Origin of the sequence: Streptomyces sp. CB02261, assembly GCF_001905665.1 — a bacterium.
Taxonomy (GTDB): Bacteria; Actinomycetota; Actinomycetes; order Streptomycetales; family Streptomycetaceae; genus Streptomyces.
In genome coordinates, this window is record NZ_LIVX01000005.1 from 349022 (window position 1) to 372880 (window position 23859).

At 69.9% G+C, this 23859-nt stretch carries 25 protein-coding genes and 1 pseudogene; 11 read left to right on the top strand and 15 right to left on the bottom strand.

Annotated elements, in window-relative coordinates; genetic code table 11:
• The first annotated feature begins 317 nt into the window (after nt 1-317).
• Nucleotides 318-740, top strand: a pseudogene (locus tag AMK29_RS37195) (DUF6193 family natural product biosynthesis protein).
• Between the two features lie 40 nt (nt 741-780).
• Nucleotides 781-1218, top strand: coding sequence for a hypothetical protein (locus AMK29_RS19005; RefSeq protein ID WP_073814388.1), 438 nt, complete (start codon nt 781-783; stop codon nt 1216-1218).
• An 18-nt stretch (nt 1219-1236) separates the two neighbouring features.
• On the opposite strand, the gene AMK29_RS19010 is transcribed toward AMK29_RS19005, so the two are convergent.
• Nucleotides 1237-1932 carry a GNAT family N-acetyltransferase gene (locus AMK29_RS19010; RefSeq protein WP_079196964.1) on the bottom strand — a complete coding sequence of 232 codons (696 nt, stop codon included), beginning with the start codon at nt 1930-1932 and terminating at the stop codon, nt 1237-1239.
• Nucleotides 1933-2114: 182 nt separating this feature from the next.
• Between AMK29_RS19010 and AMK29_RS19015 the strand changes: the two genes are divergently transcribed.
• Nucleotides 2115-2636 (top strand): diadenosine tetraphosphate hydrolase, encoded by a 522-nt coding sequence (locus AMK29_RS19015; protein ID WP_073814391.1) that lies wholly within the window; start codon nt 2115-2117, stop codon nt 2634-2636.
• Nucleotides 2637-3009: 373 nt separating this feature from the next.
• Here the strand turns inward: AMK29_RS19015 and AMK29_RS19020 are convergent, their stop codons facing one another.
• Nucleotides 3010-3672 carry a hypothetical protein gene (locus AMK29_RS19020; RefSeq protein WP_198942288.1) on the bottom strand — a complete coding sequence of 221 codons (663 nt, stop codon included), beginning with the start codon at nt 3670-3672 and terminating at the stop codon, nt 3010-3012.
• Nucleotides 3673-3981: 309 nt separating this feature from the next.
• Between AMK29_RS19020 and AMK29_RS19025 the strand changes: the two genes are divergently transcribed.
• The 3 genes from AMK29_RS19025 (at nt 3982) to AMK29_RS37200 (ending at nt 5946) form a co-directional block, all read left to right on the top strand.
• A complete protein-coding gene (locus AMK29_RS19025) occupies nt 3982-4374 on the top strand; it encodes a hypothetical protein (RefSeq protein WP_241845497.1) in 393 nt (130 codons plus the stop codon).
• 182 nt (nt 4375-4556) lie between these two features.
• Nucleotides 4557-5303, top strand: a complete 747-nt coding sequence (locus AMK29_RS19030; RefSeq protein WP_073814392.1) for a phosphotransferase family protein — start codon at nt 4557-4559, stop codon at nt 5301-5303.
• Nucleotides 5304-5688: 385 nt separating this feature from the next.
• Nucleotides 5689-5946: a hypothetical protein gene (locus AMK29_RS37200; RefSeq protein ID WP_241845499.1), complete on the top strand. Its 258-nt coding sequence runs from the start codon at nt 5689-5691 to the stop codon at nt 5944-5946.
• Between the two features lie 573 nt (nt 5947-6519).
• Here AMK29_RS37200 and AMK29_RS19040 read toward each other — a convergent pair.
• The 3 genes from AMK29_RS19040 to AMK29_RS19050 form a co-directional block, all read right to left on the bottom strand.
• Nucleotides 6520-6750: a bacteriocin immunity protein gene (locus AMK29_RS19040; protein ID WP_073814809.1), complete on the bottom strand. Its 231-nt coding sequence runs from the start codon at nt 6748-6750 to the stop codon at nt 6520-6522.
• A gap of 461 nt (nt 6751-7211) precedes the next feature.
• Nucleotides 7212-7901: a restriction endonuclease gene (locus AMK29_RS19045; protein ID WP_079196965.1), complete on the bottom strand. Its 690-nt coding sequence runs from the start codon at nt 7899-7901 to the stop codon at nt 7212-7214.
• Nucleotides 7902-7977: 76 nt separating this feature from the next.
• Nucleotides 7978-8187 carry a hypothetical protein gene (locus AMK29_RS19050; protein ID WP_073814394.1) on the bottom strand — a complete coding sequence of 70 codons (210 nt, stop codon included), beginning with the start codon at nt 8185-8187 and terminating at the stop codon, nt 7978-7980.
• Between the two features lie 1364 nt (nt 8188-9551).
• Between AMK29_RS19050 and AMK29_RS19060 the strand changes: the two genes are divergently transcribed.
• Nucleotides 9552-9776: a hypothetical protein gene (locus AMK29_RS19060; RefSeq protein ID WP_073814397.1), complete on the top strand. Its 225-nt coding sequence runs from the start codon at nt 9552-9554 to the stop codon at nt 9774-9776.
• Nucleotides 9776-10048 (top strand): hypothetical protein, encoded by a 273-nt coding sequence (locus AMK29_RS19065; protein WP_073814404.1) that lies wholly within the window; start codon nt 9776-9778, stop codon nt 10046-10048. Before AMK29_RS19060 ends, AMK29_RS19065 begins: the two co-directional genes overlap by 1 nt.
• 302 nt (nt 10049-10350) lie before the next feature.
• Here AMK29_RS19065 and AMK29_RS19070 read toward each other — a convergent pair whose 3' ends face one another.
• Nucleotides 10351-11898: an MFS transporter gene (locus tag AMK29_RS19070; protein WP_073814406.1), complete on the bottom strand. Its 1548-nt coding sequence runs from the start codon at nt 11896-11898 to the stop codon at nt 10351-10353.
• Nucleotides 11899-12084: 186 nt separating this feature from the next.
• On the opposite strand from AMK29_RS19070, the gene AMK29_RS19075 reads away from it, so the two are divergent.
• On the top strand, nt 12085-13149 hold the full coding sequence (locus tag AMK29_RS19075) for a right-handed parallel beta-helix repeat-containing protein (protein WP_073814408.1): 1065 nt from the start codon (nt 12085-12087) through the stop codon (nt 13147-13149).
• 90 nt (nt 13150-13239) lie between these two features.
• Nucleotides 13240-14268: a methyltransferase gene (locus tag AMK29_RS19080; protein WP_073814410.1), complete on the top strand. Its 1029-nt coding sequence runs from the start codon at nt 13240-13242 to the stop codon at nt 14266-14268.
• Nucleotides 14269-14350: 82 nt separating this feature from the next.
• Here the strand turns inward: AMK29_RS19080 and AMK29_RS19085 are convergent, their stop codons facing one another.
• From AMK29_RS19085 to AMK29_RS19115, 7 genes are all read right to left on the bottom strand, one after another.
• Nucleotides 14351-14683, bottom strand: a complete 333-nt coding sequence (locus tag AMK29_RS19085; RefSeq protein WP_073814411.1) for a TcmI family type II polyketide cyclase — start codon at nt 14681-14683, stop codon at nt 14351-14353.
• A gap of 51 nt (nt 14684-14734) precedes the next feature.
• The gene (locus tag AMK29_RS19090; protein WP_073814413.1) at nt 14735-15214 is read right to left on the bottom strand and encodes an SRPBCC family protein; all 480 of its coding nucleotides are present in this window, start codon (nt 15212-15214) and stop codon (nt 14735-14737) included.
• Nucleotide 15215: 1 nt separating this feature from the next.
• Nucleotides 15216-15476 (bottom strand): phosphopantetheine-binding protein, encoded by a 261-nt coding sequence (locus AMK29_RS19095; protein WP_073814414.1) that lies wholly within the window; start codon nt 15474-15476, stop codon nt 15216-15218.
• 24 nt (nt 15477-15500) lie between these two features.
• Complete coding sequence (locus AMK29_RS19100; RefSeq protein WP_073814416.1) at nt 15501-16748, bottom strand: ketosynthase chain-length factor; 1248 nt, start codon at nt 16746-16748, stop codon at nt 15501-15503.
• Nucleotides 16745-18013: a beta-ketoacyl-[acyl-carrier-protein] synthase family protein gene (locus tag AMK29_RS19105; RefSeq protein WP_073814418.1), complete on the bottom strand. Its 1269-nt coding sequence runs from the start codon at nt 18011-18013 to the stop codon at nt 16745-16747. The genes AMK29_RS19100 and AMK29_RS19105 overlap by 4 nt, the downstream gene beginning before the upstream one ends.
• The gene (locus tag AMK29_RS19110) at nt 18010-18480 is read right to left on the bottom strand and encodes a cupin domain-containing protein (protein ID WP_073814420.1); all 471 of its coding nucleotides are present in this window, start codon (nt 18478-18480) and stop codon (nt 18010-18012) included. Before AMK29_RS19110 ends, AMK29_RS19105 begins: the two co-directional genes overlap by 4 nt.
• Nucleotides 18481-18548: 68 nt before the next feature.
• Complete coding sequence (locus AMK29_RS19115; RefSeq protein WP_073814422.1) at nt 18549-19670, bottom strand: SchA/CurD-like domain-containing protein; 1122 nt, start codon at nt 19668-19670, stop codon at nt 18549-18551.
• 234 nt (nt 19671-19904) lie between these two features.
• On the opposite strand from AMK29_RS19115, the gene AMK29_RS19120 reads away from it, so the two are divergent.
• A complete protein-coding gene (locus AMK29_RS19120; RefSeq protein ID WP_073814424.1) occupies nt 19905-21566 on the top strand; it encodes an FAD-dependent oxidoreductase in 1662 nt (553 codons plus the stop codon).
• 206 nt (nt 21567-21772) lie between these two features.
• Here the strand turns inward: AMK29_RS19120 and AMK29_RS19125 are convergent, their stop codons facing one another.
• Nucleotides 21773-22624: an aldo/keto reductase gene (locus AMK29_RS19125; protein WP_073814426.1), complete on the bottom strand. Its 852-nt coding sequence runs from the start codon at nt 22622-22624 to the stop codon at nt 21773-21775.
• A gap of 71 nt (nt 22625-22695) precedes the next feature.
• Nucleotides 22696-23673 carry an aldo/keto reductase gene (locus AMK29_RS19130; RefSeq protein WP_073814428.1) on the bottom strand — a complete coding sequence of 326 codons (978 nt, stop codon included), beginning with the start codon at nt 23671-23673 and terminating at the stop codon, nt 22696-22698.
• Between the last annotated feature and the right edge of the window lie 186 nt (nt 23674-23859).

Sequence of the window (23859 nt, forward strand, 5' to 3'; positions counted from 1 at the left end):
GCGTCTGCGCCGGTGCCCGATCGCTACAGTCAGACCGGCTTCGGGGTGGTTGGAGCGGGGACATGCTCCATGTCCAGGCGTATCAAAGTCCCTCGACGACTGGGGAGGATGCCGTCGGCCGCAGCCCAGGACGAGCGGTGGGCAAGGTGGGATGGAGCCGGGGCCGAGACGAATTCGCCGCCGTGCAGGGGTGGACAGCCCGTGATGGGCTGCCACGAGGACGGGGGCCTGGGCAGGACACGGTCCGACCGCAACCGGGGATATTCGATCGATCAGACGGTCCCGCTCCGCGGCAGCTCCTCGTGCATGGTGACGCCATGAACAGAGATGTAGCGAGCAATGCCGTCGTCGAAGCGGGCTGCCAGGCTGTACGCGACGACGGACGTGTACGGCCCGACCTGTTGGAAGCGGCCTACGCCGACCCTCGGCTGCGTCAGCTGTTCCCCTGGACCGGGATGGGGGAACTGCACTTCAGTCGGTGCAGCGAACAGCGATGGACCTGGGGCATCCCCTACATCCAGCCCGCCGCTGCCGGCACCTAGGTGGTCTCCGGCCCTATCCGCAGCGAGATGGTGGACCCCGCAGCCACAGGGCAGGACGCCATTGCCATGGTGGTCCAGCATCTGCCGGCAGGCTGCGGTCCCGCCTTCGTAGGTACCCCGAGGAACTCGCAGTCCATGTGGCCACAAGACGGCAGACACACAAAGGTTGAAGCTCAAGCCAAGGCCTATCCCATATAGCGCTGTGACCTGGGAAATCGGTGGGCGGTAATATCGACCGATGGAGCCTGAGGGGCCGAACGGGTTCCTGCTGCATGGTGCTGGGGTGGGCGCGCGGGGCTTGGTGGGTCGCCGGCTTGCGGAGGTCGTCGGCTCATGGCACTTGTACGGCGGGGATGGCCTCTCGGGCCCGATGGACGTGTGGCTGATCGATGACCGGGGTGACGCCGTACACCTCACGGCCGGATCGGATTGGTGTCTGATCGTTGAGTCGTCAAAGCCGCACGCCGACTACGACATGGGCGACTCGGGGCGCGTCATGGTGAGGGCGATCAGTGAGGAAGCGCCGTTCGCGCGCCACATCGGGGAGGATGTTTTGGCGCTGCGGGAGGAACACGCGCCGAACACCGGGCGTGTCACCCTGGAGCTCACATTCCCAACGGGTCAGGTCCGTTGTGAGAGCTGGGCTGGAGAGGTTCGCCTGACCTCGGTGGCGTGACTGGTGCGATCACGGCAGTCAGAGTCGCCTTGGGTAGCCCCGTTCATGGAGTTCAGCCCGAGCCTGCTCCGCGACTCTCGGCGCAAAGGCGACGGGGTACCACGCCATGCTCGGCATTGCCCGCCTGTACGACCTCGCCTCGGCCGGATAGCAGCGACCGCACGCACCGCAACTGCCCCTGCTTTGCGCGACTCGGGGATCGATCACGGGACGCCTCTGTGGCTGTGTAGCGGAGTGGATCCCGTCAGGTGTCGAGTACGGTCCAGTAGTTCCTCTGGGGGCTGGACCGAAGCGCTGATAGAGCGGGATGCTGCGCTCCGAGGGCCAGACGATCAAGCCTTCGAGGCCTGCGCCGCGTGCATGCTGTGTCAGCGCCTCAAGGAGCGCGGAGCCGGCTCCTTTGTTCCGTTGTGACGGCAGGACGAAGTAGTTCGTGACATAGCCGACCGGGTCGTTGTCCTCGAAGGGATCCGGCATCCGTTCCACCAGGCAGAGGAAGACGTGACCGCAGATCTCGCGTTCGGCCTCCGTGACCCAGGCCAACCAGTGGCCGTCCCTGAGGCGGTCGCGGATCCAGTGTTCTGCCTCTTCCAGGTTCCGCGTCGGAATCGGTGGGCGTTCTTCGTGGTCCTCTTGCTTGAACATCCATCGGAGTTCGGCCAGGCGGCGCGCATCGACGGGACGCGCGGGGCGAACGGTGAATTCTGAGGTCATGGGGCGAGTCTCTCGGCCGAACCGCAGCGTAGCGAATTGATTCAGCGATCCGCTGGGGCCGCTCGTCACCGCAGTCGGACTGGTTCTGAACTGCGCGTGGGCGATGGGGAGTCGCGGCGAACGACGAGCCCAGGACACGGCGAATCGAGCGGTTCCTGACCACCAGAATGTAGGTTCTGGCCATGACTGGTGACTGGCGGATGGACCGCATCGGGAGTGCGCTGAGGGGCGAGAACCTGACCGTGCTGCGACGGCTGGCGGCGGGGTTCGCGGTGATCGGGGACGTTCAGTTCCTGCCCGGCTATTCGGTTCTGCTCGTCGACGAGCCGGACGTGCAGCGGTTGTCGGACCTGCCGAGGGCGAAGCGGCTGTCGTTCCTGTCCGACATGGACCAGCTCGGCGAAGCGGTCGAGCGGGCCTGTCGGCGGCTGGACCCGGCTTTCCGCCGAGTCAACCTGGAGATCCTGGGGAACACGGACCCGTTCTTGCACGCGCACGTCTGGCCGCGGTTCGCATGGGAGCCGGCTGATGTGGCGGGCAAGCCTGTGTGGCTCTACCCGCCTGAACGATGGAGCGACGAGCAGTTCAGGATCGGTCCGCAGCATGACGTGCTGCGGGAAGCGATCGGCAGCGAGTTGGACCAACTGAGATCGGCCGGCCCGAAAATCGATGACGGTCGGTCGAAGCTCATGGGAGACGTCTGAACCGGACGACGTCAGGCCCTCGTACGCCCGGCCGGGCAGACAGACGACGCACGCGCTTCCGGACGCGATGGCCCTTCTACGTGTCTCACAACGGCGTGGCAGACCTCGCACCAGGCCGGATGCGGTCCTAGCCGACAAGGCGGCGCATGCAAGCAGCGCGCGACACGGTAGAGCGGCGCCACAACCGGCTGAGGCAGCGGCGCGACATCGTCACCCGCGACGGGAAGACCCGCGACCATCCACCTGGGCTACGACCGCGGCCCACATCTGCCTCCGTTTCCTCGTTCGTGCAGATGCGCAGAACCGGACACCCCCGCGATCGTCAGCACGCCCGGCCGATCGGGTACTCAGGTCCGGCGAGGTCCGCCGGCGGTCAACCGCCTTGAAGACCCCATTCGTCGAGCCCACCGTAGACATGGGCTTCAAGACACTCCGGAGCGTCCATGCCGACGGCCTCGCCCCGGTACAGGGCGATGAGCGAGTCCTTGCCCCGCCACCAGGTGTCGGTCTGGCCCCGCACTTCAGGTACTGGCTCATACCCTTCGAGGTCTATGGAGTCGACGGCTTCGCCGGTGATCCTCGTGATGGTTTTGGCCCAGCGCCTCGCATGGTTGGCCAGCGCCAACGACTCCACCCAGCCTTCAGTGCTGGCATGCAGCGGTGTCCAGTGGTAGCCGTCGATCCCGAACTCGCCACCAGGGCCGATCATGAACCCGTAGGCCATGGAATATCGGCAGTCGCCGGCCGGGATCCACCAGCCCTCAGCGGCCGAGCCCTCGGGCACGTCCGCGCCCAGGATCCGCGGGCCACTCTCGTAGAACGGTGCCGGTGGCAGTGCGAGACCGCCCCAACGGTCCTCGTAGGCCACGGCGCGATCGATCTCCGCGGCCGGGACACCGTGCTCGATCCAAGCTTCGCGGTGACGCTCGATGTCCTGCCGGGCAACACGGATGCCCTCACACGCGACGAAGCTCTCGGCCCTGCGGGTCAAACCGGCCGGCGCGACCGGGACGGGCGATGTGGGAGTGGCGGCCATCATGGCCTCGGAGTCTACTGGCGAGGTCTGATAGTGCCTTGAAAAGAAGCCCGCCCGCTCCGCTGTGGACCAGGCCTTGTACTCAGGCTCCAACAAACATGCTCCGGAACCGGCTTTCGTACTCAGTCACCAGTGCTCCCAGGAACCGCCATGAGAAACCACGTGACGTCCTGATGTCGAGCGTGATCGGGTGCTGCGCATCGGCCTGCGCCTGCGGCTCAGGTGCCGTTGATCAGCTGCTGTACTAACGGAGGTCATCCTCCGTCAAGTGCCTGACGGGATAGGCCGGCAGCTGGGACCATCCGTGACGTGATCGCTTGGATGCACCGCACCCCACTCTGGGCGGTGATAGTGGTGTGTGCCATTGCAGCAGGCCTGCTTCTCGTCGGCGCCGTCGCGCATGTCACCGACCTTCTTCGTCATGGCCTGCTGGCTCACGACTGGGCTCCGAGGTGGCTCAACCTCTACTGGGCCTCACTGGCGTTCTTCGACCTGCTCGCAGCCGTGCTTCTCATCAACGGCAAGCGTCGAGGGATGGACCTGGTTTGCGCCATCGTGGCGACCGACCTCGCCGCCAACTGGTACGCGATCTACGGCATTCAGCACAGCACCCTCGCCGCTCAGCCCGGCCTCCAACGACTGGTCGCCTTCAGCGCCCTCGTCCTGGGAACGGCGCCTTTCGTCCGACGGCACCTCAGTTGAGCTGAGGCGGGGGATCCACTGCCGATACGTGGCTCAGCAATCCTGACAGCAGTAGTGGGCTTGACCTGGTCGAGGACCGGGGTCGCGCACGAGGTCGCCGGGCAGCGGGACGCGGTCGGCTGCGTCATCGCATGCGATAAGTCCGGCGACATCGACGATCACCTCCGGGATACTGGTCGCCCATGGATGAGGTTGAAGTCGTCGTCGCTCATTCCGAGCGCGCGACCCTGCGCGTCGGCGACGTTTTCCTGAAGGTGGACCCCGATCAGGCGCGCATCGACGCCGAAGTCGAGGCGATGTCCCTCGCACCGGTCCCTACCCCCGAGGTCCTGTGGCGCAAGCCGCCCGTACTCGCGATCGCCGCCCTCCCTGGGACGACGCTCGGGCGCCTCGGCGGGCCGTCGACCGGGTCGTCGGCGGCGTGGGCTGCGGCGGGCGCCGCCATCCGGAAGCTGCACGACGCGCCGCTGCCACCCCGCCCCGGCCGAGCCGGGCGGAGCATCGTCGCGCTGGCGGCGGAACTCGACGACGAGTGCGAGTTGCTCGTGACGAACGGCCTCCTGCCCGCCGACCTGGTCACCCGCAACCGCCAGGTCGCCCAGGCCGCGCTCCGGCCGTGGACTCCGGCGTTCACGCACGGCGACCTGCAGATCGCGCACGTCTTCGTCGACCGCGACGAGGTCACCGGCATCATCGACTGGTCCGAGGCCGGCCAGGGTGACGCTCTGTACGACCTCGCCACCGTCACACTCAGACACGAGGAGCACCTCGATGACGTCCTCGCCGGCTATGGCACCGACATCGACCTCGACGTGATCCATGCGTGGTGGTCGTTACGTAGCCTGCTGGCAGTTCGATGGCTGACCGAGCACGGCTTCGACCCCTTCGCACCAGGCTGTGAGGTCGACGTACTGAGATCCCGGATGTGAACGGGCCCTACCGGCCCTGGCTCACCCGCGGTGTGGCCACACCTACGGCCTTCGCCGCGGGCTTCGGTATCGGTACCACCACTGCCTACCGGGTCGTAAAGAGGTCATCTCATTTGGCGCGTCCGTGCGACGACTCGTCGGCCAGTGGGAAGTCCTGAGCGGGAGCAAAGGTCGATGAAGTACGTCAATCTCGATGCGCGGATCGGCGACGTGTCAGGGGTCTTGGACCCGGCTCGCTACCTGAGCCACCTACTCTCCATCTCCGGTGATCTGCCGCCAGGCGCTCGGGCTTTTGCCACTGACACGGGCCACTACGACTTCCGCAGCAGGCGATGCGTGAAAGACCTGACGCTCCGGGCCGTCCGGGGGGGCCGGCGGTGAGGAGATGGAGGTTGAGTTCCAGCACAACTGCTGGAAGCACGACCAGGACCTGCTGATCCGCTACGTAGGGGTGTCCGACTTCGTCATCGATCCTGTCGACGACGACCGAGGGACGGACCTCGGGGCTGTGATTCTCGACGAGATCCTGCCGCACCGGGACGGCTGCAGCCACGAGATCGCCTGCTGGGACGGGACGCTCAGCCTCGTCCACCGTGACCTAGAGGCGACCTGGACTGAAACCAGCTGCTCCAGTAAGTCGTAGACACGGGGCAGATCGTGGGGTTGGTAAGCGGCTGATGCCGGACGAGCCGTGGGAGCTGTTCCAGTGGATGGTTCCGGAGGCACCGTGGCGGCCTCAGCCAGGGCTTCGGTGTAGTCGGCGGACTTCTGTTTCGGCATCTCTCGAGGCTGAGCAGGGCGAGCGGACGGTTCGCGTTGCGGGCGTTGTGTCGCAGCGCGGCGGTGATGGTGGTTGCGCGCCGGCCAGCCGCAGGGCGGCGATGGCGAGGTTGCGCCAGGTGGCCATCGCGGGACGGGTTGCCGGTTCGCCGCGTTGAGGAGTCTTCGGCGAACGTGATGCGTCTGACCTGGTGCAGGGCTTCGATCTGCCAGTGATCACGGACCAGGGTCGAGCCCGCGGCGAAGGCCGTAGGCGTCGCCGCACCGCGGGTGAGCCATCGAACAGCGAGTGCTCGTGCAGCGTCTCGATGCGGTCGTGGCCTACTCCAGGTAGAGAGCCGTTAGTCGCGGTAGGCGGCGAGCCAGGCAGGCCCGGGGCGAGAGTTCATCATCCAGTCGTTGCTGGCCATCTGGCTTCCGCCTGAGCGTGGGTGCCTCACAACGCGATCGCCCGACAGGCCGATGCCTGATCGACCACCTCATCGGCAGAGAGTTCTCGCTCTGGTGGCCAGAAGATGAGGCCGCTGACGTGACCGGATGGACAGGTCAGGGCTCTGTCAAGCCTGCTCAGCCATGCGTCCGCCTCGTCCTCGGACGCGTAATCCGCATCCATGACCCGCTGCACGAGCGCGACCGCTTCAGCCCGGCTCATCTCTACGGCACCCATCACAGCCTCCCTGGACGTCAGCCTAACGAACAGCACGACCGGCCGGACAAATCCTGGGCGTCGGGACTTCAGCCGTGCAGCACGACCAGCCCGTACTGGCTGTCTGCGTCCCCAGATGCGGCCGGATCCGCCCTGTCGCACCCCGATTCCGTGACGGACCGCGCAGCAACCCGCGGGGGCCACCCCGGGGCCCGCAGTGGGGACAACCAGCTCCAGGACCTACGCGTGGCCGCCGCCCTGTGCTGACCCACACCCTCGCGGCCGTCGAGATGCTTTCCCCATGACGCCGAGTATGGGACATCACGTAAGCCCCCGGCACCGGCCTTCGCCCCGGCCCTTCACACGCCGCAGCAACTGCACGGCGGCAGCGGTCGCGGCGGCTTGCCAACGGCCGAAGGCTCGGGGAGGGCGTGCTCGGTGTCCGCCGGTGCAGACCGGAACCCTTCAGCAGCGTGTCGCGGTCAGGCAGAGGGGCGCCGCCTGGTGCCGCCGCCGCTGCCGTTCAGCGGGATCAGGCTCTCCAGGTGAGCGCCCTTGACCCAGGACCCCAGCAGGTCGCGGTGCAGGGCCACAATGTCCTGGCGCAGTGCCAGGCCCAGCGCGCCTCTCGTGAACGCGCGGCACGTGGTGACGAACAGGGCGACGTCTGCGCCGTGCTCGAGACGGGCGGTGCCGACGAACTTCTGCATGTCCTGGGAGGACACGCTCCGGTGCGCCGCGTACTTCTTGCACTGCACGACCAGCTTCCGGCCGTCGGCCAGGTAGCCGACGACGTCCGCGCCCAGGTCGCCGCTCTTGCCGCTGACGACGACGTTTCTGCAGCCGTCCCGCCGGCACAGCTCCGCGATGTACGTCTCGAATTCCTGCCAGGTCAGGGCGTCGACCTGAGTCATGGACAACTCGCGCGCCCGGGCCTCTTCCTGGGCCCGCCACACGTGATCCCGGCTGACCGCCTGGCGGTGCGCCCGCAGCAGCGCCCAGCCGGCCCCGCCCAGCGCCGCCGCGGTGAGCACCGTCACCAGGACGGGCCACACCGTCGACCAGTTCGCAGCGACCCACACCGCTGCGGCCAGCGCCGCCACCGCGCCCCAGACCTGCAGCCGCCTGCGGGTCTGCTTCTTCAAGCGTCGGCGCCGTCGACGTGCCGCCATCACTCCGCCGCCCCCCGGGGCCGTGAGCCACAGTGCGCGCCGGCGGCCGCGGTACGGACGGCGTGTGGGCGGAGGCTCATCGGCTGGCCTGAGTGACGCCGCTCGTGAACTGCCCCAGAATGTTCAAGATCCCCTGACCGACCGGGGTGGGAGCGAGCAGGACTCCCAGTGCCAGGACGATGACGACGGTCAGCTTCTCGTCGAAGCGGCTGCGAGCCTCCGTGCGCCGCCGAAGCCGCCAGATCACGACGACTGCGAGCAGCACCGCCACGTTGATGGTCACCAACCACCCCGACCTCCCGCCGACCGGCTTTCACACCGCAGACGGCTGGGTGGTGCCGCCAGTCTTCTTGTGTAGCGGCACCTTGGTGATGTTGGAGGCAGGTTGCCGGCGAATGGCACAAAGCCATCGAACCTGGCCGAATAGCGCGCGGCAGCGCATGCGACCGGGAGGTGCGGACGTCTAGGTAGCCACGTCGCGCTGCACCTGGCAGCAACTGCCGCTCACCGAGCGGACTGGTGTGCCCATTTTCATCGGACTCTCGTATGTGAGGAAGAACGACAGCACTCCTGCCGGTAGGCAGTGTGCTCGGCGTACGGCTGCGCCAGCACCTCGAACGCGTACGCGAGACCCGCGTAGCGTGCATCCGCTGGATCCATGGCCTCGTACTGCCCGGCCAGCATGTCGACCAGTTCGAGAGTCGGTAGATGGCTGTGGAGGAGGGCTTCGCCGCCGAAACGGTGGGCCACCTCGGCGTAGGTGTGTTGTCAGCCGTGCTGCGATCCCGAAGAAACCTGACGAGGTGTTTCCGTCCCGATGGGCCTGGCTGCTGAGTCAGGTCATCTGCGGGCGCAGATGAAGACGGGCGGCGAGGCGGGTCCGGCTGCGTAGGCGATGGTGAGCTTGCCCGTTTCGCCGGGGCCCGCACCGTACTGCGCAGAGCCGTCGCGTGCTCTGCCGGAAAAGCAGTTACCCCGCCCCGTGTGGAAGGTGAAATCGCGGGCAGGCGGGTGATGAGCGCATGGGACCGCTCATCCTGTTTGCGGGCTCGCCGATCCCCCCGTTCCGGCGAGCCCGTAAGCAACCGAACGGCCCGCACCAGGCAGGGGTGCGGGCCGTTCGGCATGGCGTGCCGCACCTCGCTCGCCCTGCCGAGAGGGTGTCGTCGGGATGCGAGCCTTGCCGGGAAGGCAAAAGGATCCAGCACGCTCGGCCGAGGCCAGTGGGGATCCTGCCTACGTCCGGTGAGTGGCGACGCGGCCAGGGCGGGGGAGGGGGCGAGGGCCTGCCATGGGTAGCGGTCCGCCCCCTCATGCTGCCGGGCCCGCCGACCTCAGAATTTTCCCACTGGACCTGATCGTGAGCGCACGCATCAACTACCCGGACCTCGCATGGGGCAACCACACCGACGCCCCGATCAAACTGCAGCCGGGCCGATCGACCACGGCCCGCATCCGCTTCCTGGCCTGACCGCACATCGGCCGAGCCCGGGGCCGGTACGGGGCGACCTCGCGACGGTGTGCGAAAGCAACCCGCACACCGTCGACACCCCCCGCCGACGGACGGGTTCACCCGGAGTGGCTCCGGGCCCGCGGGCCTGGCGATACCGTGGGTGCGGCAGACCCGTCCCCGCACCCACGGAGGCCTCCATGAGCGAGCAGCCGGTCACCTCCCGGCGACAGCTGGACCCGGCGGCCGCCGACGCCGTACGCGCCTACGCGGCCCGCACGCGCGCCCAGGCCGACCAGTTCGCCGCCGTCCTCGAGGACCTCGCCACCCACGGTCTGCCCGACGTCGACGAGTGCACCCCGTGGGAGACCCTGCGCGAGTCGCACCTGGCCCGCCTCGTGGCACAGCGCTCGGCCGTCGCCTGATGCCCCCGCAGCACGACCGCCGCCGCGCCCGTATCGCCTTCTCCGAGGCCGCCGCCAAGCAGCTGGAGGCGATCACCGACGAGGCCGAGTTCCACGCACTGGACCGCGCCCTCGTCGTCATCTCCGTCGACCCGGGCATCGGCGAGCCGATCCCCGGTGACACCACGGGGCCCCAGCTCCTCCAGTACGCCGACGACGTCGAACGGGTCCGGGTCCTGTACTTCGTCACCGCCCTCAAGACCGTGGTCGTCGTCGCCTATATCGAGGTCTGACCCGCGTCCCGTCTGACCCGCCTCCGTCTGACCTGCGCCCCGTCCGCCCCGCGCCTCCTCCGCCCGCGTCCCCCCGTCCGACCCGCGCCCCGCTGCCGACATCCGCGCCGCCGGCATCCGCCCGGCTTCCGGCACTCGCCCGGCTTCCGTACCGCCGGCACTCGCCCGGCTTCCGTACCGTCGGCACCTGCCCGGCTTCCGGCCCCCGCCCCGCTACCGGCACCCGCCCCGCTTCCGGCCCACGCCCGGCCTCCGGCCCCCGCCCCGCTACCGGCACCCGCCCCGCTTCCGGCCCCGCCCCGCTACCGGGCGGCGTCCGCCGCCGTCTCCCGTCCGTGGGGGCTCGGGCCCGACTCCGGCTTCCGCCGTTCGGCGCCGGCCGTCGGGACGCGTACCGTCGCGACGACGAGCAGCGAGGCCACAGCACCCAGCGCCGCCGCCGCGATCAGCATGGCGTTCAGCCCGGACGCGAACGCCTCCCGCACCAGGTGCGCCATCTCGGCGCGTCCCCCTTCCGGCCAGGCGGCGACGACCGACCGGGCCTGTCCGCCGCTGAGAGAGACGGCCGTCCCGTGCGGGTCCGGGACACCGCCGTCGGCCCGCAGCACGCTCTCGATCCGCGACTGGAAGATCACGCCGTACACGGCGATCCCCAAGGCGAAGCCCAACTGGCGGAAGGTGTTGACCGCACCGCCCGCCATGCCGCCGCGCTCCGGCGGCACCGTGGCCAGAGCCGCCGCCGACAGGCTCGGCGTCACGAGCCCGACCCCCAGTCCGGCGACGACGAGCCCCGCCACGAGGCTGCTTCCCGACGAGCCCGCGTCGAGCGTGGACTGCATGCCGGCGCCCAGGGCGATGAGCGCCAGCCCTCCCGCGATGGACACCCGGGGCGGCCAGGGCCCGAAGCGGCCCGCGAGCGCCGAGGCGACGAACGCGGCCGCGCACATCGGCAGGATGTACAGGCCCGCCTGGACGGGCTCGTACCCCAGGACGGACTGCATCCAGAGCGACTCGTACAGCAGAGAGGCGAACGCGGCGCCCTGCAGGAACAGGGCTCCGACCATGAGGCCGGTGAACGACGGCCTGCGGAACAGCGACAGGTCGAGGATGGGATGCTCGTGCCTGGTCTCGACCACGACGAACAGGGCCAGCGCGACGGCCGCCGCCGCGAACAGGCCGAGCGTGAAGGGCGCCGCCCAGCCGTCGGAGTGGGCCCGGATCAGGCCGAACGTGAGGGCCCCGCCGGCCACTGTGAAGGTGACCATGCCGAGTACGTCCGCACGCTGCCGGCCCAGGCCCTTCGCCTCGCGCACCGAGCGCAGCGTCATCACGACGGCGATCAGGCAGACCGGCAGGTTGACGAAGAAGATCCAGCGCCAGTCCAGGTACTGGGTGAGCAGCCCGCCGACCAGCGGCCCGGCCGCCGCGGCGACCGAGTTGGTGGCGCCCCACACGGCGAAGGCCACCCCCCGCTCGCGCCCGCTGTAATGCATGCCGAGCAGGGCGATCGTCGTACCGAACATCCCGGCGGCGCCCAGGCCCTGCACCGCCCGGGCGCCGATCAGCACCCCCGCGCTCGGTGCGACCGCGCACACCACCGACGCCGCCGTGAAGACGATCAGCCCGGCGAGGTACACCTTCCTGCGGCCGATCCGATCGGCGCGGGAGCCGACACCGAGCAGCAGCGACGCCAGGGCCAGCGCGTAGATGTCGACCACCCACTGCACGTCGGAGAGCGTGGTGCCGAGGTCCGCCGCGATGTCGGGCAGCGCCACGGTCACGATCGTGACGTCCACCAGCAGCATGAAGGTGCCCAGACAGATCGCCGCCAGAGGCCACCACTTACGCATCCGAGACCCTTCCCTGCCCGCCGCACCGAAGGGGCGCCCCCGGCGGCCCCATGATCCACGGCCGAGCGCCGCTTCCACTGAGGACCCGCGCGCCACGCCCATCGCGTGGACCGCAGGGAGGTATGTCTAGGTCCGCCTGGAGGATCAGCGGTGGCAGGCCGGAAGACGCGCTCATAGCTTCGACACATGACCAAACGACAGATCGCCTACCTGGCATGCACCGTGGCGCTCGTGACCTCGGGTCTGGGCGCAGCCGCCCCGGCGGCCGAGAACCGGACGGCGCACCGGGTGCAGCCCGGCGAATCGATCCAGAAAGCCGTGGACGCCGCGAAGCCGGGGGACACCATCCTCCTGTCTCCCGGCACCTACCGTCAGAGCGTCCGCATCACCACATCGAACCTGACCCTGCGAGGCTCGGGCCTCGGAACCACCGTCCTCGTGCCCGGTGACGCCACCGCCACCGACGCGTGCGCCAAGGCCGGTCACGGCGTCTGCGTGATCGGCACCGAGAGCCGCCCCGTGGAGGGCGTCACCGTGAGCTCGCTGACGCTCAGGGGCTTCACCAACAACGGCCTGTGGTCGTCCTGGACCGACCGGCTCAAGGTCCAGAAGGTGCTCGCCGAGAAGAACGGGAAGTGGGGCATCGCCCAGGAGAGATCCGTGCGCGGTGTGTTCAGCCACAACAGCGCCCGGGACAACGGCGACGCCGGACTGTTCGTGGCCAACACCATCGACAGGGAGAACGGAGCCACGGACGCCAAGGGGACGAGGATCTCGCACAACCTCCTGACCGGCAACCGGATCGGCATCACGGTGCGACGCCTGCGGAACGTGACCGTCGAACTCAACGCGGCGACCGGGAACTGCGCCGCCGTGTTCGTCGTGGGTGACGAGTCCAAGCCGCGCGCCGGGGCGATGACCCTGCGCTGGAACAACATCCACGCCAACAACAAGCACTGCCCGAAGACCCCCCGCCTGCCCTTCCTGCAGGGCTCGGGCATCGTCCTCACCGGTACTGAGGACACGCTCGTGGAGCAGAACAGGGTCGTCGACAACGTGGGCACCTCCCCGCTCTCGGGCGGCATCGTGCTGTTCAAGAGCTTCGTGGGCGCCCTGAACGAGCGGAACGAGATCCGCGACAATGTGGTGCTCCGCAACGGCAGCGCCGACCTGGCCAACCGGGACACCGGTCAGGGCAACACGTTCACCCGCAACAGGTGCACGCTCTCGGAGCCTGCCGGAATGTGCTGACCCATCGGGCTTCCCGCCGCCGCCCACGGCACCCCAGCAAGGACGAGGCAACAGATGACAACGGTAGATCCGGTGACAACGGTTGACCCGGTGACAACGGCAGATCCGGCTCCCCCGCCGCCCATGCGGCTGAGGGAGCTCGTATTCGGAGCGGCGTGCGCCGCCGCGGTACGCGCGGCCGCCCGCCTGGGCGTGGCCGACGCCCTCGACGACACGCCCATGACCGTCGAGGACCTGGCGGCGGCGGTGAAGACCCAGCCGCGGACACTGCGCCGACTGCTGCGCGCGCTGGCCTGCCAAGGGGTCTTCACCGAACGCCCCGACGGCACCTTCGCCCACACGGAGATGTCCCGGCTGCTGCGCGAGGACGATCCGCACAGCCTGCGGTACATCGCGCTCTGGTGCACCGAGCCGTGGACATGGGACGTCTGGCCGAAGCTCGACGAGGCCGTGCGCTCCGGGCGCAACGTCTTCGAGGACGTGTACGACCGGGAGTTCTTCGCCTATCTCAACGAAGAGGCACCCGAGTCCGCCCACGTCTTCAACCGGGCCATGACGACGTCGAGTCAGCAGTCGGCGCGGGACGTCGCGGACCTCCTCGACCTCGGGGACGTGTCCTCCGTCGCGGACATCGGAGGCGGCCAGGGACACGTTCTGGCGAGCCTGCTGGAGAAGCACCCCTCGCTGCACGGCACGCTGCTGGACCTGCCGGGCGTGGTGGAGAACGCCGACCCGCGCCTGCGGGACGGCGGCGCGCTCGGCCCACGGGTCCGTGTCGTGGCCGGCGACTGCCGCGAGGACATCCCGGTCCAGGCGGATGTGTACATCATCAAGAACATCCTGGAGTGGGACGACGACAGCACCCGCAGGGCGCTCGCCAACGTCCGCAAGGCCGCGCGCCCCGGCGCCCGGGTCGTCGTGATCGAGAACCTCGTCGACGACACGCCTTCGATGAGGTTCACGACCGCCATGGACCTGCTGCTGCTCCTCAACGTCGGCGGTGCGAAGCACACCCGGCAGAGCATGGTCGACCGGCTGACCGACGCGGGCCTCGTCATCGGCGAGATCCGTCCGGTCAACGCGTACCTCCACGCCTTCGAGTGCACCGTTCCCGTCTGACGGGAACGGACGAGGGAAACCCGAGGCCGCCCGCTCCGCGTCGTTCGCGGGGCGGGCGGCCTCGGGTTTCACTGCCGGGAGATCAGGAACCCCCGTCGCGCTCCCAGCGGTAGAAGCACTGCGCCATGGCGTCCTTGGGGCTCCGCCACGTCTTCGGGTCGTACGCGCTGACGTACGCCGACAGCTTCTCGCTGGCGTCCCGGAACTCGGGGTGGCCGGTCAGCTTCGCGATGGCCGGCGCCGGGTCCTGCTCCGACTCGATGAGGTGCAGGTACACGTCGCCGAACTGGAACAGGCGACGCCGGGTGACGCCGACCAGGTGCGGGAGTTCGCCACGATCGGAGGCGGCGAACACGTCGGCGATCGCCGGCGCCGAATCGGGCGCCATGCGGGCGACGATCAGAGCGTGGTGCATCGAGCGTCCTTCCTGGTGTGCGGATGCGGGGCCGCGCGCGACGGGTCGCGGTCAGCCGGGCAGGACCGAGGCGCCCCGGCGGTCGCGGGCGACCTGCTCGATGCGGTCCCGGATGAGAGCCATCTGCGTGCGGGAGTTGCGGTTGATGTTGTCGGTCATCCAGTCGTCGTCGACCGGAGCGTCGGGCTTCATCGCGAAGTCCTGCACCCAGCGCATGTGGACGCCGGCCGGCGTCTCCTCGTACTCCCACCGGATGTTCATGTGGTCGAACGGGCCGGTCTCGACACGGTGGGCGCGGACGGTCCGGCCGGGGCGGTCGACGGTGCGCTCCGACACCCAGCTCCAGACCTTCCCGGACTCGTCCGGGTGCATGGTCAGACGGAAGGTGGTGGAGTCGCCCTCGCGCGAGAGCACCTCGAGGGAGGCGTACTCGCTGAAGAGGTCGGGCCAGTTCTCGATGTCGTTGGTGATGTCCCAGACGAGGTCGAACGGCGCGTCGATGACGATGCTGTTGTCGGTGTGGCCGGACACGTCAGACTCCCGTCTTGAGGGCGCCGTTGACGAGCCCGAGGAACTCGGCGGGCGTCTTGCAGCGCTCGGCGTCGGTGGGCAGCGCCACGCCGTACCGGTTCTCCAGCTCGCCGACGATCCCGAGCAGGCCGAGCGAGTCGAGGCCGAGGGTGGTGAACGGCGCGTCCGGCGCCTTCTCCAGGTCCCGGGCGTCGACGTTGACACCTGCCGCCTGCTTCATCAGCGTGGCGAGTTCGTCGAAGGTCACTGCGGTGGTGATCATGTCTCTTCTCCTTCCCGCCCGGTCCTACCGGGCGGAGTCGTCGCCGCGGCGCACGACCAGCGCCGCGTTGGATCCCATGAGTCCCCGGCTGAGGACGAGGGCCGTGCGCAGCTCGGCGGGGCGAGCGCGGGACATCACCAGATCGAGGTCGTGGCAGATGTCGAACACGTTGGGGGTGGGGGGGACCACGCCGTGTTCCATCGCGAAGACCGCGGCGGCGGTGTCCAGGACGGGCGCCCCGCAGTAGGCCCGGCCGATGCCCGTCTTGGGCGCCGTGACGGGTACGCGGGCGGCGTGCGCCCCGAGGGCGTCGGCGATGGCCAGCGCCTCGGCCCGGTCCGCGTCCGGTACGCCCAGGGCGTCGGCGAACACGACGTCGATCTCCTCGGGCGCGCAGTCGGCCTCGTCGAGGGCGACGCGGATCGCGCGGGCGAGTCCCTCCCGGGACTCCTCCCACCGGGAGGCGCCGGTGAACGTGGCGCCGTGGCCGGCCACGACGGCCCGGACGGCCGCTCCCCGGTCGCGGGCACGGGACTCGTCCTCCACGACGAGCATCGCGCCGCCCTCCGCGGGGACGAAGCCGCAGGCCGCCGCGGTGAAGGGCCGGTAGGCGCGGTCCGGGTCCTCGACGGTGCTCAGCTCCGGGTATCCGAGCTGGCACACCATCGAGTACGGGGCGAGGGGCGCCTCCGCGGCTCCGACGACCACCGCGCCGGTCCCGCGCCGTACGGCCCGGGCGGCGTGGGCGAGGCCGTCCAGGCCGCCCGCCTCGTCGCTCGCGACCACACCGCACGGTCCCTTGAACCCGCTGCGGATGGAGATCTGGCCGGTGCTCGCGGCGTAGAACCAGGCGATGGACTGGTACGGGCCGACGAACTTGGAGCCCTGTCCCCACAGCTTCTGCAGCTCTCGCTGACCGAACTCACCGCCGCCGGACCCCGCGGCGGTGACCACGCCGATGGAGAAGGGATCCTCCTGGGCGTCACCGGCGAGGCCGGCGTCGTCGAGGGCGAGCTGGGCCGCGGCCATCGCGTAATGGCTGAACCGGTCGGTCTGGACGAGGAACCTGTCCTCGATCAGGGCGGAGGCGTCGAAGCCCCGGACCTCGCCCGCCACCTTGAGCGGCAGGTCCTGGCAGCCCTCACGGGTGATCCGGTCCAGGACGCCGAGCCCTTCCCGGACGGACTTCCAGTACGCGTCGGCACGCAAGCCGTTGGGGGCGATCACACCGATGCCGGTGACGACCGGGCGCCGGGGACGTTCAGTGCTCATCGTTTCCTCCCGCCCGGCCCCGTCAGGAGGACCGCGGACTGGAAGCCGCCGAATCCGCTGCCCACGGAGAGCACGTTCCTGAGCTTCCGGGGACGGGCGGTGCGCGGCACGTAGTCCAGGTCGCACTCGGGGTCGGGGGTCTCGTAGTTCGCCGTCGGCGGGACCACCTGGTGCTTCAGCGCCAGCACGCAGGCGGCGACCTCGATGGCGCCGATCGCGCCCAGCGAGTGCCCCACCATGGACTTGATGGAACTCATGGGCGTGTCGTACGCGTGCGCCCCCAGGGACCGCTTCACGGCGGCGGTCTCGTGCCGGTCGTTCTGCCGGGTGCCCGAGCCGTGCGCGTTGACGTAGTCGATCAGCGTGGGGTCGAGCCGGGCCTGGTCGAGCGTGGAGTCGATCGCCCGGGACATCTCCAGTCCCTCGCCGGTCAGACCGGTCATGTGGTAGGCGTTCCCGAAGGTGGCGTAGCCGCCGATCTCGCAGTAGATGTGCGCACCGCGGGCCCTTGCGTGCTCGTACTCCTCCAGGACCAGGACGGCCGCGCCCTCGCCCATGACGAAACCGTTGCGGTTGTTGTCGAAGGGCCTGGAGGCGTGCTCCGGGTCGTCGTTGTCGGGCGAGGTGGCCTTGATGGCGTCGAAGCAGGCCATGGTGATCGGGGATATCGGCGAGTCCGACGCGCCCGCGATGCAGACGTCCGCCCGGCCCTCCTCGATGGTGTGGAAGGCGTAGCCGACCGCGTCGAGACCGGAGGTGCATCCCGTGGAGACGGTCTGCACCGGGCCGCGGGCCCCGAACTGCTCGGCCACGACGGACGCGAGCGTGCTCGGAGAGAACGCCATGTGCAGCTTGGGGTCGGCCGCGCGGTGGTCCACGTCCCACCGCTGCCCGCCCGCGCTGACCAGGACGTAGTCGTGTTCGAGACGGGTGGTGCCGCCGACGGCGCTGCCCAGGGAGACGCCGACGCGCCAGGGGTCCTCCGTACCGGTGTCGAGTCCGGAGTCGCGTACGGCTTCCCCGGCGGCGACGACGGCGAACTGGATGTACCGGTCGGCGTGGCGGCTCAGGTCCGGGTCCAGTCCGTGGTCCGCCGGGTCGAAGTCGCACTCGGCGGCGATGCGGGACCGCAGCCCGACCGGGTCGAACAGGGTGATGCCACGGGTCGCGGTGCGGCCGGCGGCGAGGAGGTCCCAGAACGCCTTCGCTCCGGTGCCGCCCGGAGCGACCACACCTATGCCGGTGACAGCCACTCGCCGGGTCACTCGACGGCCCCGCTTCGCTCGCGCGCCTGTCCCGGATCGTGCACGGTCAGGTGCGGGCCCGCGGCGGCGAGCTCGGCCTCGTCGGTGTCCTCCGTGTCGACGTGGCCGAGGCTCGGCCGGGGGGCGAGCGGACCCAGGTGGAAGACCATCCGGGCCTCCACGTCGCCCACGTTGCGGAAGCGGTGCCGCACGTCGATCGGGATCAGGAGCCCCTGATCGGGCCGGAGGGAGTGCGTCTCGCCGTCCAGGTCCACCTCCAGCGCACCCGAGACGACGTACACGAACTCCTCGGAGTACGGGTGGTAGTGCTCGCCGATGCGCTCGCCCGGCTGGACGATGGCCAGGCCCATGAAGCCGCTGGTGGCACCGACGGTGGCCGGCGTGAGCATGGCCCGCAGGTCACCTCCCCGCCTGCGGTTGGGTTCCGTCTCGCTCAGGTTCACGATGCGTGGACGCTGCTTGAGCATGGTTCATACCTCCGGATGTGGCAGTGACGTGCTGGGGGGAGCGACCGCGGCGGGGCCGCGACTGTCCGTCAGGAAGCCGCCGTACGGTCGGTGACGGGCAGCATGTCGGCGTGTGACAGGAGCCGGTTGATGTTGCGCTCCGTGTCCAGGGAGCCCTCGACGCCGATCGCCGCGCCGTCGAGGAGACGCTCGAGCTCCGCGGCCTTCCCGGCGCCCTTGAGCCCGAGGGAGGCGACGGGGTCGAGGTCGGGTTCGCCCGTCAGGTCGACGAGGCGCACCACGATGTCGTCGCGCTGGAACACGGTGCTGCCGTACACCGGGCTGTCCGGGTCGTCCGCCGCGGCCTGGTCCTGCTGGGCGAGCAGCCGGGCGAGCTCCGTCCCGCAGCCCTCCTTGGCCGGGTAGTACAGCGCGTGCCGCCGAAGGTCGGCCGGTGCCGGCCGATCGGACACCACGTGCTGGACGGCCGGGAGCGCCGCGCGGGTGAAGAACAGGCGGGCCGACTCGGGGTCGGTCAGGTCCCGGTCCTGCTCCAGGTACGGGTTGATGGCCTCCTCGACCGCTCGCACCTCGGGCTGACGGGCGACGTGCCGCAGTGCCGCGAGGAGGTCGCCCTCCACCTCCACGGCCCGCACCACGCGGTTGCCGTGCATGAAGAGGGACGTACGGCGCAGCCGTGTGGTCTCGTCGACCTGGGCCCGGGGCGACTCGTACCCGGCCAGGAGCTCGGCGACCTTCGACTCCGAGCCCGGCTTGACGGTGAAAGTGAGGGCGTGGCGTGCCACACCTTCGCCGACGCGGGCGGCCACCTGCACGCCCGCCGCTGCCGAGGCCCGCGAGGCCGGCTGACCGGGATTGGTCTCCCGGACGATGCTGTAGCGCATCGAACGGGTGTCCCGGACACAGCTGTGCATCGGCTTGACGGTCTCCACGTGCTCCTCGCTGTTCACCCAGGCGAGGAACGGCGGAGCGCTCTCCCACTCGCTGGTGATGAGCCACTGCGAGGGGTTCTCGATGGACTGGCAGAGCTGGTCACTGATGTGACCGGGTACGGAGGCGACCTGCTTGCGCATGAGTTCGTACGCGTCCAGGAACTGCTGCTGAGCGCCTTCGTACAGGTCGAGCAGGAGGATCACCCGCAGCCTGGAGCCGTCGAACGCCGACTGCGAGATGCGTCCCGAGGGGGCCATCCGGCACACCTCTTCTCTTCTCAAGTGGGGGGGCGGGGACGACCTGCGTGACCGGGAGGCCGGGGTCGTCATGTGCTGATCGTTGACAGGAGCGCGGACAGCGCGCGAGCCCCATGGGGCGGACGAGTGAACCACGCGTCAACCGGGTGCCCCCGGCACGCGGACCCGCCCTCGAAGGGAATGAATCTGCATCCCATCCCCGACTCGCGTCGCAGGTGACGCCGGAGACGAAGAATGAACAGATTCGAACTGGCCGGCGAAGCAGCTGGTCACCGCACGCCCGTCCTCATCGTCGGCGGCTCGCTGGTGGGCCTGTCCACCTCGCTGTTCCTGGGACGTCTCGGAGTGCCGCACATCCTGGTCGAGCGCCATGCGGGCACCTCGATCCACCCGCGCGGCCGCGGCAACAACGCGCGCACGATGGAACTGTTCCGCAGCGCCGGGGTCGCGGAGCCCATCCAGGAGGCCGCGACGGTCCTGGCGCGCAACAACGGCATCCTGCAGGCACCGAGCCTGGTGGGCGAGGACGGCGAGTGGCTGTTCAGGGAGATCGACCCCGGCGGCGGGCTCGCCCGCTTCAGCCCGGCCAGCTGGTGCCTGTGCAGCCAGAACGACCTCGAACCGGTGCTGCTGAAGCGCGCCGGGGAACTCGGCGGAGACCTGCGGTTCTCGACGGAGCTGATGTCCTTCGAGCACGACGCGGAAGGGGTGACCGCGCAGGTCAAGAGCCGCGACACCGGTGAGCACACCCTCATCCGCGCGGACTACCTCGTCGCGGCGGACGGCCCGCGCAGCCCGGTCCGCGAACGGCTCGGCATCCGGCAGAACGGGCCGGGCGACCTGTTCCACAACGTGAGCGTCACCTTCCGCTCCCGCGGCCTCGCGGACGTCGTCGGCGACCGGCACTTCATCGTCTGCTACCTGACGAACCCGGAGGCCGACGGGGCCCTGCTGCCGGTCGACAACGCCGAGCGCTGGGTGTTCCACGCTCCCTGGCACCCCGAGGACGGCGAGACGCTGGAGGAGTTCACCGAGGAGCGGTGCAGGGATCACATCAGGCGGGCCGTGGGGGTGCCGGACCTCGACGTGGAGATCACCGGCAAAGCCCCCTGGCACGCTGCCGAGAGGATCGCCGAACGGTACGGGGACGGCAGGGTGTTCCTCGTCGGGGACTCCGCCCACGAGATGCCGCCCACCGGCGCGTTCGGCTCCAACACCGGTATCCAGGACGCGCACAACCTCGCGTGGAAGCTCGCCGCCGTACTGGGCGGCTGGGCCGGCCCCGGCCTGCTCGCCTCCTACGACGCCGAGCGCCGGCCGGTGGCGGAGACGACGAGCGCCCGGGCTTCGGCGCGGTCGGTCGAGCACAGCCACCCCGGGTACACCCCCGACCCCGGATCCGGCGCCCCCAAGGGAAGGAAGGGCGGCATCCTCAACGAGGTCCTCGGCTACCGCTACCCGCGGGGCGCGGTCCTGGGCGCCGACCCGACGCAGCCGATCGTCTCCGACGGACTGCGGTTGACGGGCGACCCCGGGAGCAGGGCGCCCCACGTCTGGCTCAACCGCGCCGGCACCCGCGTTTCCACCCTCGACCTGTACGAGCGGTCCCTGGTGCTCCTGAGTTCCGCGGACGGCGCCGGCGGATGGCACGACGCGGCGGCGCGCGTCGGCCGAGAACTGTCGGTGCCGCTCGACTCGTACCGCATCGGCGACGGCCCCGACGCGGAGCTCTCCCCGGCGAGCGACACGGACTGGGCGGAGGCCCACGGCGTCACCCCGGACGGCGCGGTACTGATCCGCCCCGACGGTTTCGTCGCCTGGCGCTCCGAAGGCACGTCACCGGACCCCGCGGCGACACTCCACCAGACCCTCACGAAGATCCTGGACCGCCCCTGACCGACGTCCGCGTGACCGGCACGTCAGCGACGCCCCGGCGGCCCGGGCTCCCTCCGGTGTCCGGCCCCGGGGCTGCCGGGTGCCGGGAGACCGATCCGGCGCAGCCACGAGCTGATGGACCGGCCCTTCGCTCGGGTACGGACGTGGACAGGGGCGAGCGACGACCGGCGGTGCGGCTGCCGTGCGCCCCTGGGAGCGGGTACGTGTCAGGCGCCCAGGCGGTGTCCCCCGAGCAGGGCGACCATCTTGGGATCGCGGTGGTCGAAGAACAGGGAGCTGCCGGTGTCGAGGGTGGCGATCCGGGCCATCTGCTCGTCCGTGAGCCGGAAGTCGAAGACCTCGATGTTCTCGGCCATGCGCTCGGCCCGTACCGACTTGGGGATGGCGATGACACCGCGTTGGGTCAGCCAGCGCAGGACGACCTGTGCGACCGACTTGCCGTGTTCCTTGCCGATCTCGGCCAGCAGCGGGTTGGTGAACAGGTCGTTCCTGCCCTCGGCGAAGCCGCCCCAGGACTGGATCTGCACCCCGTGCTCGCGCATGAGGTCCTGGTAGTCGGTGCGCTGGAAGAACGGGTGGGTCTCGATCTGATTGACCTGCGGGGCGATCTCGTTGTGGAGGATCAGGTCGACCAGCCGGTCGGGGTAGAAGTTGGCGACACCGATCGCCCGGGTCGCCCCCGTGCGGTGGAGCGCCTCCATGGCCCGCCACTGCCCGTAGACGTCGCCGAAGGGCTGGTGCATCAGGTACAGGTCGAGGTGGTCCAGGCCCAGCTTGCTCAGGGACGACTCGAACGCGCGTCGGGTGTTCTCCTCGGCGGGGGCGTCCTGGACCCACAGCTTGGTCGTGACGAACAGGTCCCCGCGGACGATGCCGCTGGACCTGATGGCACGGCCGACGGCTTCCTCGTTGCCGTAGGCCGCGGCGGTGTCCAGAAGGCGGTAGCCCGCGGCCAGCGCATCGGAGACGGCGCGCTCGGTGTCCTCGGCGGGGATCTGGTAGACGCCGAAGCCGAGGACCGGCATCTCGACGCCGTTGTTGAGGGTGACGGTCTGCATGAGCGGAATGTCCTTCGCTGTGGGGGTGGGGGAGGCAGGTCGACGGGGGCCTCACGCCCCGGATGGGGAAGTCAGCGTTCGAGCATCTGTGCCTGGGCCTCGGTGTGGGTGTCACCGGCGGCGGGCGGCAGGCTGCTGAGCGTGTGCAGCTGCTCGCCGGTCAGCGTGACCGCGTCGGCGGCGGTGTTCTCCTCGACGCGGCCGACGCGCTTGGTGCCGGGAATCGGGGCGATGTCGTCGCCCTGGGCGAGCAGCCAGGCCAGCGCGACCTGCGCGGGCGTGGCACCGACCTCCGTGGCCAGGGCCTTGACCTCGTCGGCGAGCGCCAGGTTGTGCCGGAAGTTCTCGCCGGTGAAGCAGGGATTGTCGCGCCGGAAGTCGTCCGCGTCGAACTGGTCGGTGGAACGGACGGTGCCGGTCAGGAACCCGCGGCCCAGCGGGGAGAACGGCACCAGGCCGATGGTCAGCTCCCGCAGGACGGGCAGGACGCGTTCCTCGATCCCGCGGGTCCACAGCGAGTACTCCGACTGCACCGCGGTGACCGGCTGCACGGCGTGCGCGCGGCGGATCGTGTCCGGCCCGGCCTCGGAGAGCCCGAAGGCGCGGACCTTGCCCTCGTCGATCAGCTCCCTGACGGCGCCGGCCGTCTCCTCGATCGGCGTGCCCGGGTCCACGCGGTGCTGGTAGTACAGATCGATGTGGTCTGTGCCCAGCCGCTTCAGCGAGCCCTCGACCGCGGCGCGGACGTTGGCCGGGCGGGAATCCAGGTTCCACGCCCCCGCCCCCGCGTGGGAGACCAGACCGAACTTCGTCGCCAGCACCACCTGATCCCGCCGGCCCTTCAGCGCCCGCCCGAGGAGCTCCTCGTTGGTGTACGGGCCGTAGATCTCGGCGGTGTCGATGAGGGTGACGCCCAGCTCCAGTGCCCGGTGCACGGTCCTGATCGACTCCGCGTCGTCGGTGCCTGAGCCCGTATAGCCGTGGGACATGCCCATCGCGCCCAGGCCGATCCGGGAAACCTCCAGATCACGCAGCTTGATGTACCGCATCTCACCCTCTCCGGTCCGTGGCGCCGCCAAGCCCCTTCGTCACTCTCGCCCAACCCGTCCGACGGTGCCCGTCGTGGCCTGGGCGGCAGCCACGGTGGTGTCGGCGACTTGCTCCTTCACCTTCCCCCGTATTCCCCCGGTGTGGCAGGGCGGGCTCTTCAGGGGTAACGACAGGGCCCCTCTCCC

Excerpts from the sequence above, each read along its gene's own strand:
- AMK29_RS19005 (WP_073814388.1), top strand. The coding sequence starts at position 781 with ATGGAGCCTGAGGGGCCGAACGGGTTCCTGCTGCATGGTGCTGGGGTG.
- AMK29_RS19010 (WP_079196964.1), bottom strand. The coding sequence starts at position 1,932 with ATGACCTCAGAATTCACCGTTCGCCCCGCGCGTCCCGTCGATGCGCGC.
- AMK29_RS19015 (WP_073814391.1), top strand. The coding sequence starts at position 2,115 with ATGACTGGTGACTGGCGGATGGACCGCATCGGGAGTGCGCTGAGGGGC.
- AMK29_RS19020 (WP_198942288.1), bottom strand. The coding sequence starts at position 3,672 with ATGGCCGCCACTCCCACATCGCCCGTCCCGGTCGCGCCGGCCGGTTTG.
- AMK29_RS19030 (WP_073814392.1), top strand. The coding sequence starts at position 4,557 with ATGGATGAGGTTGAAGTCGTCGTCGCTCATTCCGAGCGCGCGACCCTG.
- AMK29_RS37200 (WP_241845499.1), top strand. The coding sequence starts at position 5,689 with ATGGAGGTTGAGTTCCAGCACAACTGCTGGAAGCACGACCAGGACCTG.
- AMK29_RS19040 (WP_073814809.1), bottom strand. The coding sequence starts at position 6,750 with ATGGGTGCCGTAGAGATGAGCCGGGCTGAAGCGGTCGCGCTCGTGCAG.
- AMK29_RS19045 (WP_079196965.1), bottom strand. The coding sequence starts at position 7,901 with ATGGCGGCACGTCGACGGCGCCGACGCTTGAAGAAGCAGACCCGCAGG.
- AMK29_RS19060 (WP_073814397.1), top strand. The coding sequence starts at position 9,552 with ATGAGCGAGCAGCCGGTCACCTCCCGGCGACAGCTGGACCCGGCGGCC.
- AMK29_RS19065 (WP_073814404.1), top strand. The coding sequence starts at position 9,776 with ATGCCCCCGCAGCACGACCGCCGCCGCGCCCGTATCGCCTTCTCCGAG.
- AMK29_RS19070 (WP_073814406.1), bottom strand. The coding sequence starts at position 11,898 with ATGCGTAAGTGGTGGCCTCTGGCGGCGATCTGTCTGGGCACCTTCATG.
- AMK29_RS19075 (WP_073814408.1), top strand. The coding sequence starts at position 12,085 with ATGACCAAACGACAGATCGCCTACCTGGCATGCACCGTGGCGCTCGTG.
- AMK29_RS19085 (WP_073814411.1), bottom strand. The coding sequence starts at position 14,683 with ATGCACCACGCTCTGATCGTCGCCCGCATGGCGCCCGATTCGGCGCCG.
- AMK29_RS19095 (WP_073814414.1), bottom strand. The coding sequence starts at position 15,476 with ATGATCACCACCGCAGTGACCTTCGACGAACTCGCCACGCTGATGAAG.
- AMK29_RS19100 (WP_073814416.1), bottom strand. The coding sequence starts at position 16,748 with ATGAGCACTGAACGTCCCCGGCGCCCGGTCGTCACCGGCATCGGTGTG.
- AMK29_RS19110 (WP_073814420.1), bottom strand. The coding sequence starts at position 18,480 with ATGCTCAAGCAGCGTCCACGCATCGTGAACCTGAGCGAGACGGAACCC.
- AMK29_RS19115 (WP_073814422.1), bottom strand. The coding sequence starts at position 19,670 with ATGGCCCCCTCGGGACGCATCTCGCAGTCGGCGTTCGACGGCTCCAGG.
- AMK29_RS19120 (WP_073814424.1), top strand. The coding sequence starts at position 19,905 with ATGAACAGATTCGAACTGGCCGGCGAAGCAGCTGGTCACCGCACGCCC.
- AMK29_RS19125 (WP_073814426.1), bottom strand. The coding sequence starts at position 22,624 with ATGCAGACCGTCACCCTCAACAACGGCGTCGAGATGCCGGTCCTCGGC.
- AMK29_RS19130 (WP_073814428.1), bottom strand. The coding sequence starts at position 23,673 with ATGCGGTACATCAAGCTGCGTGATCTGGAGGTTTCCCGGATCGGCCTG.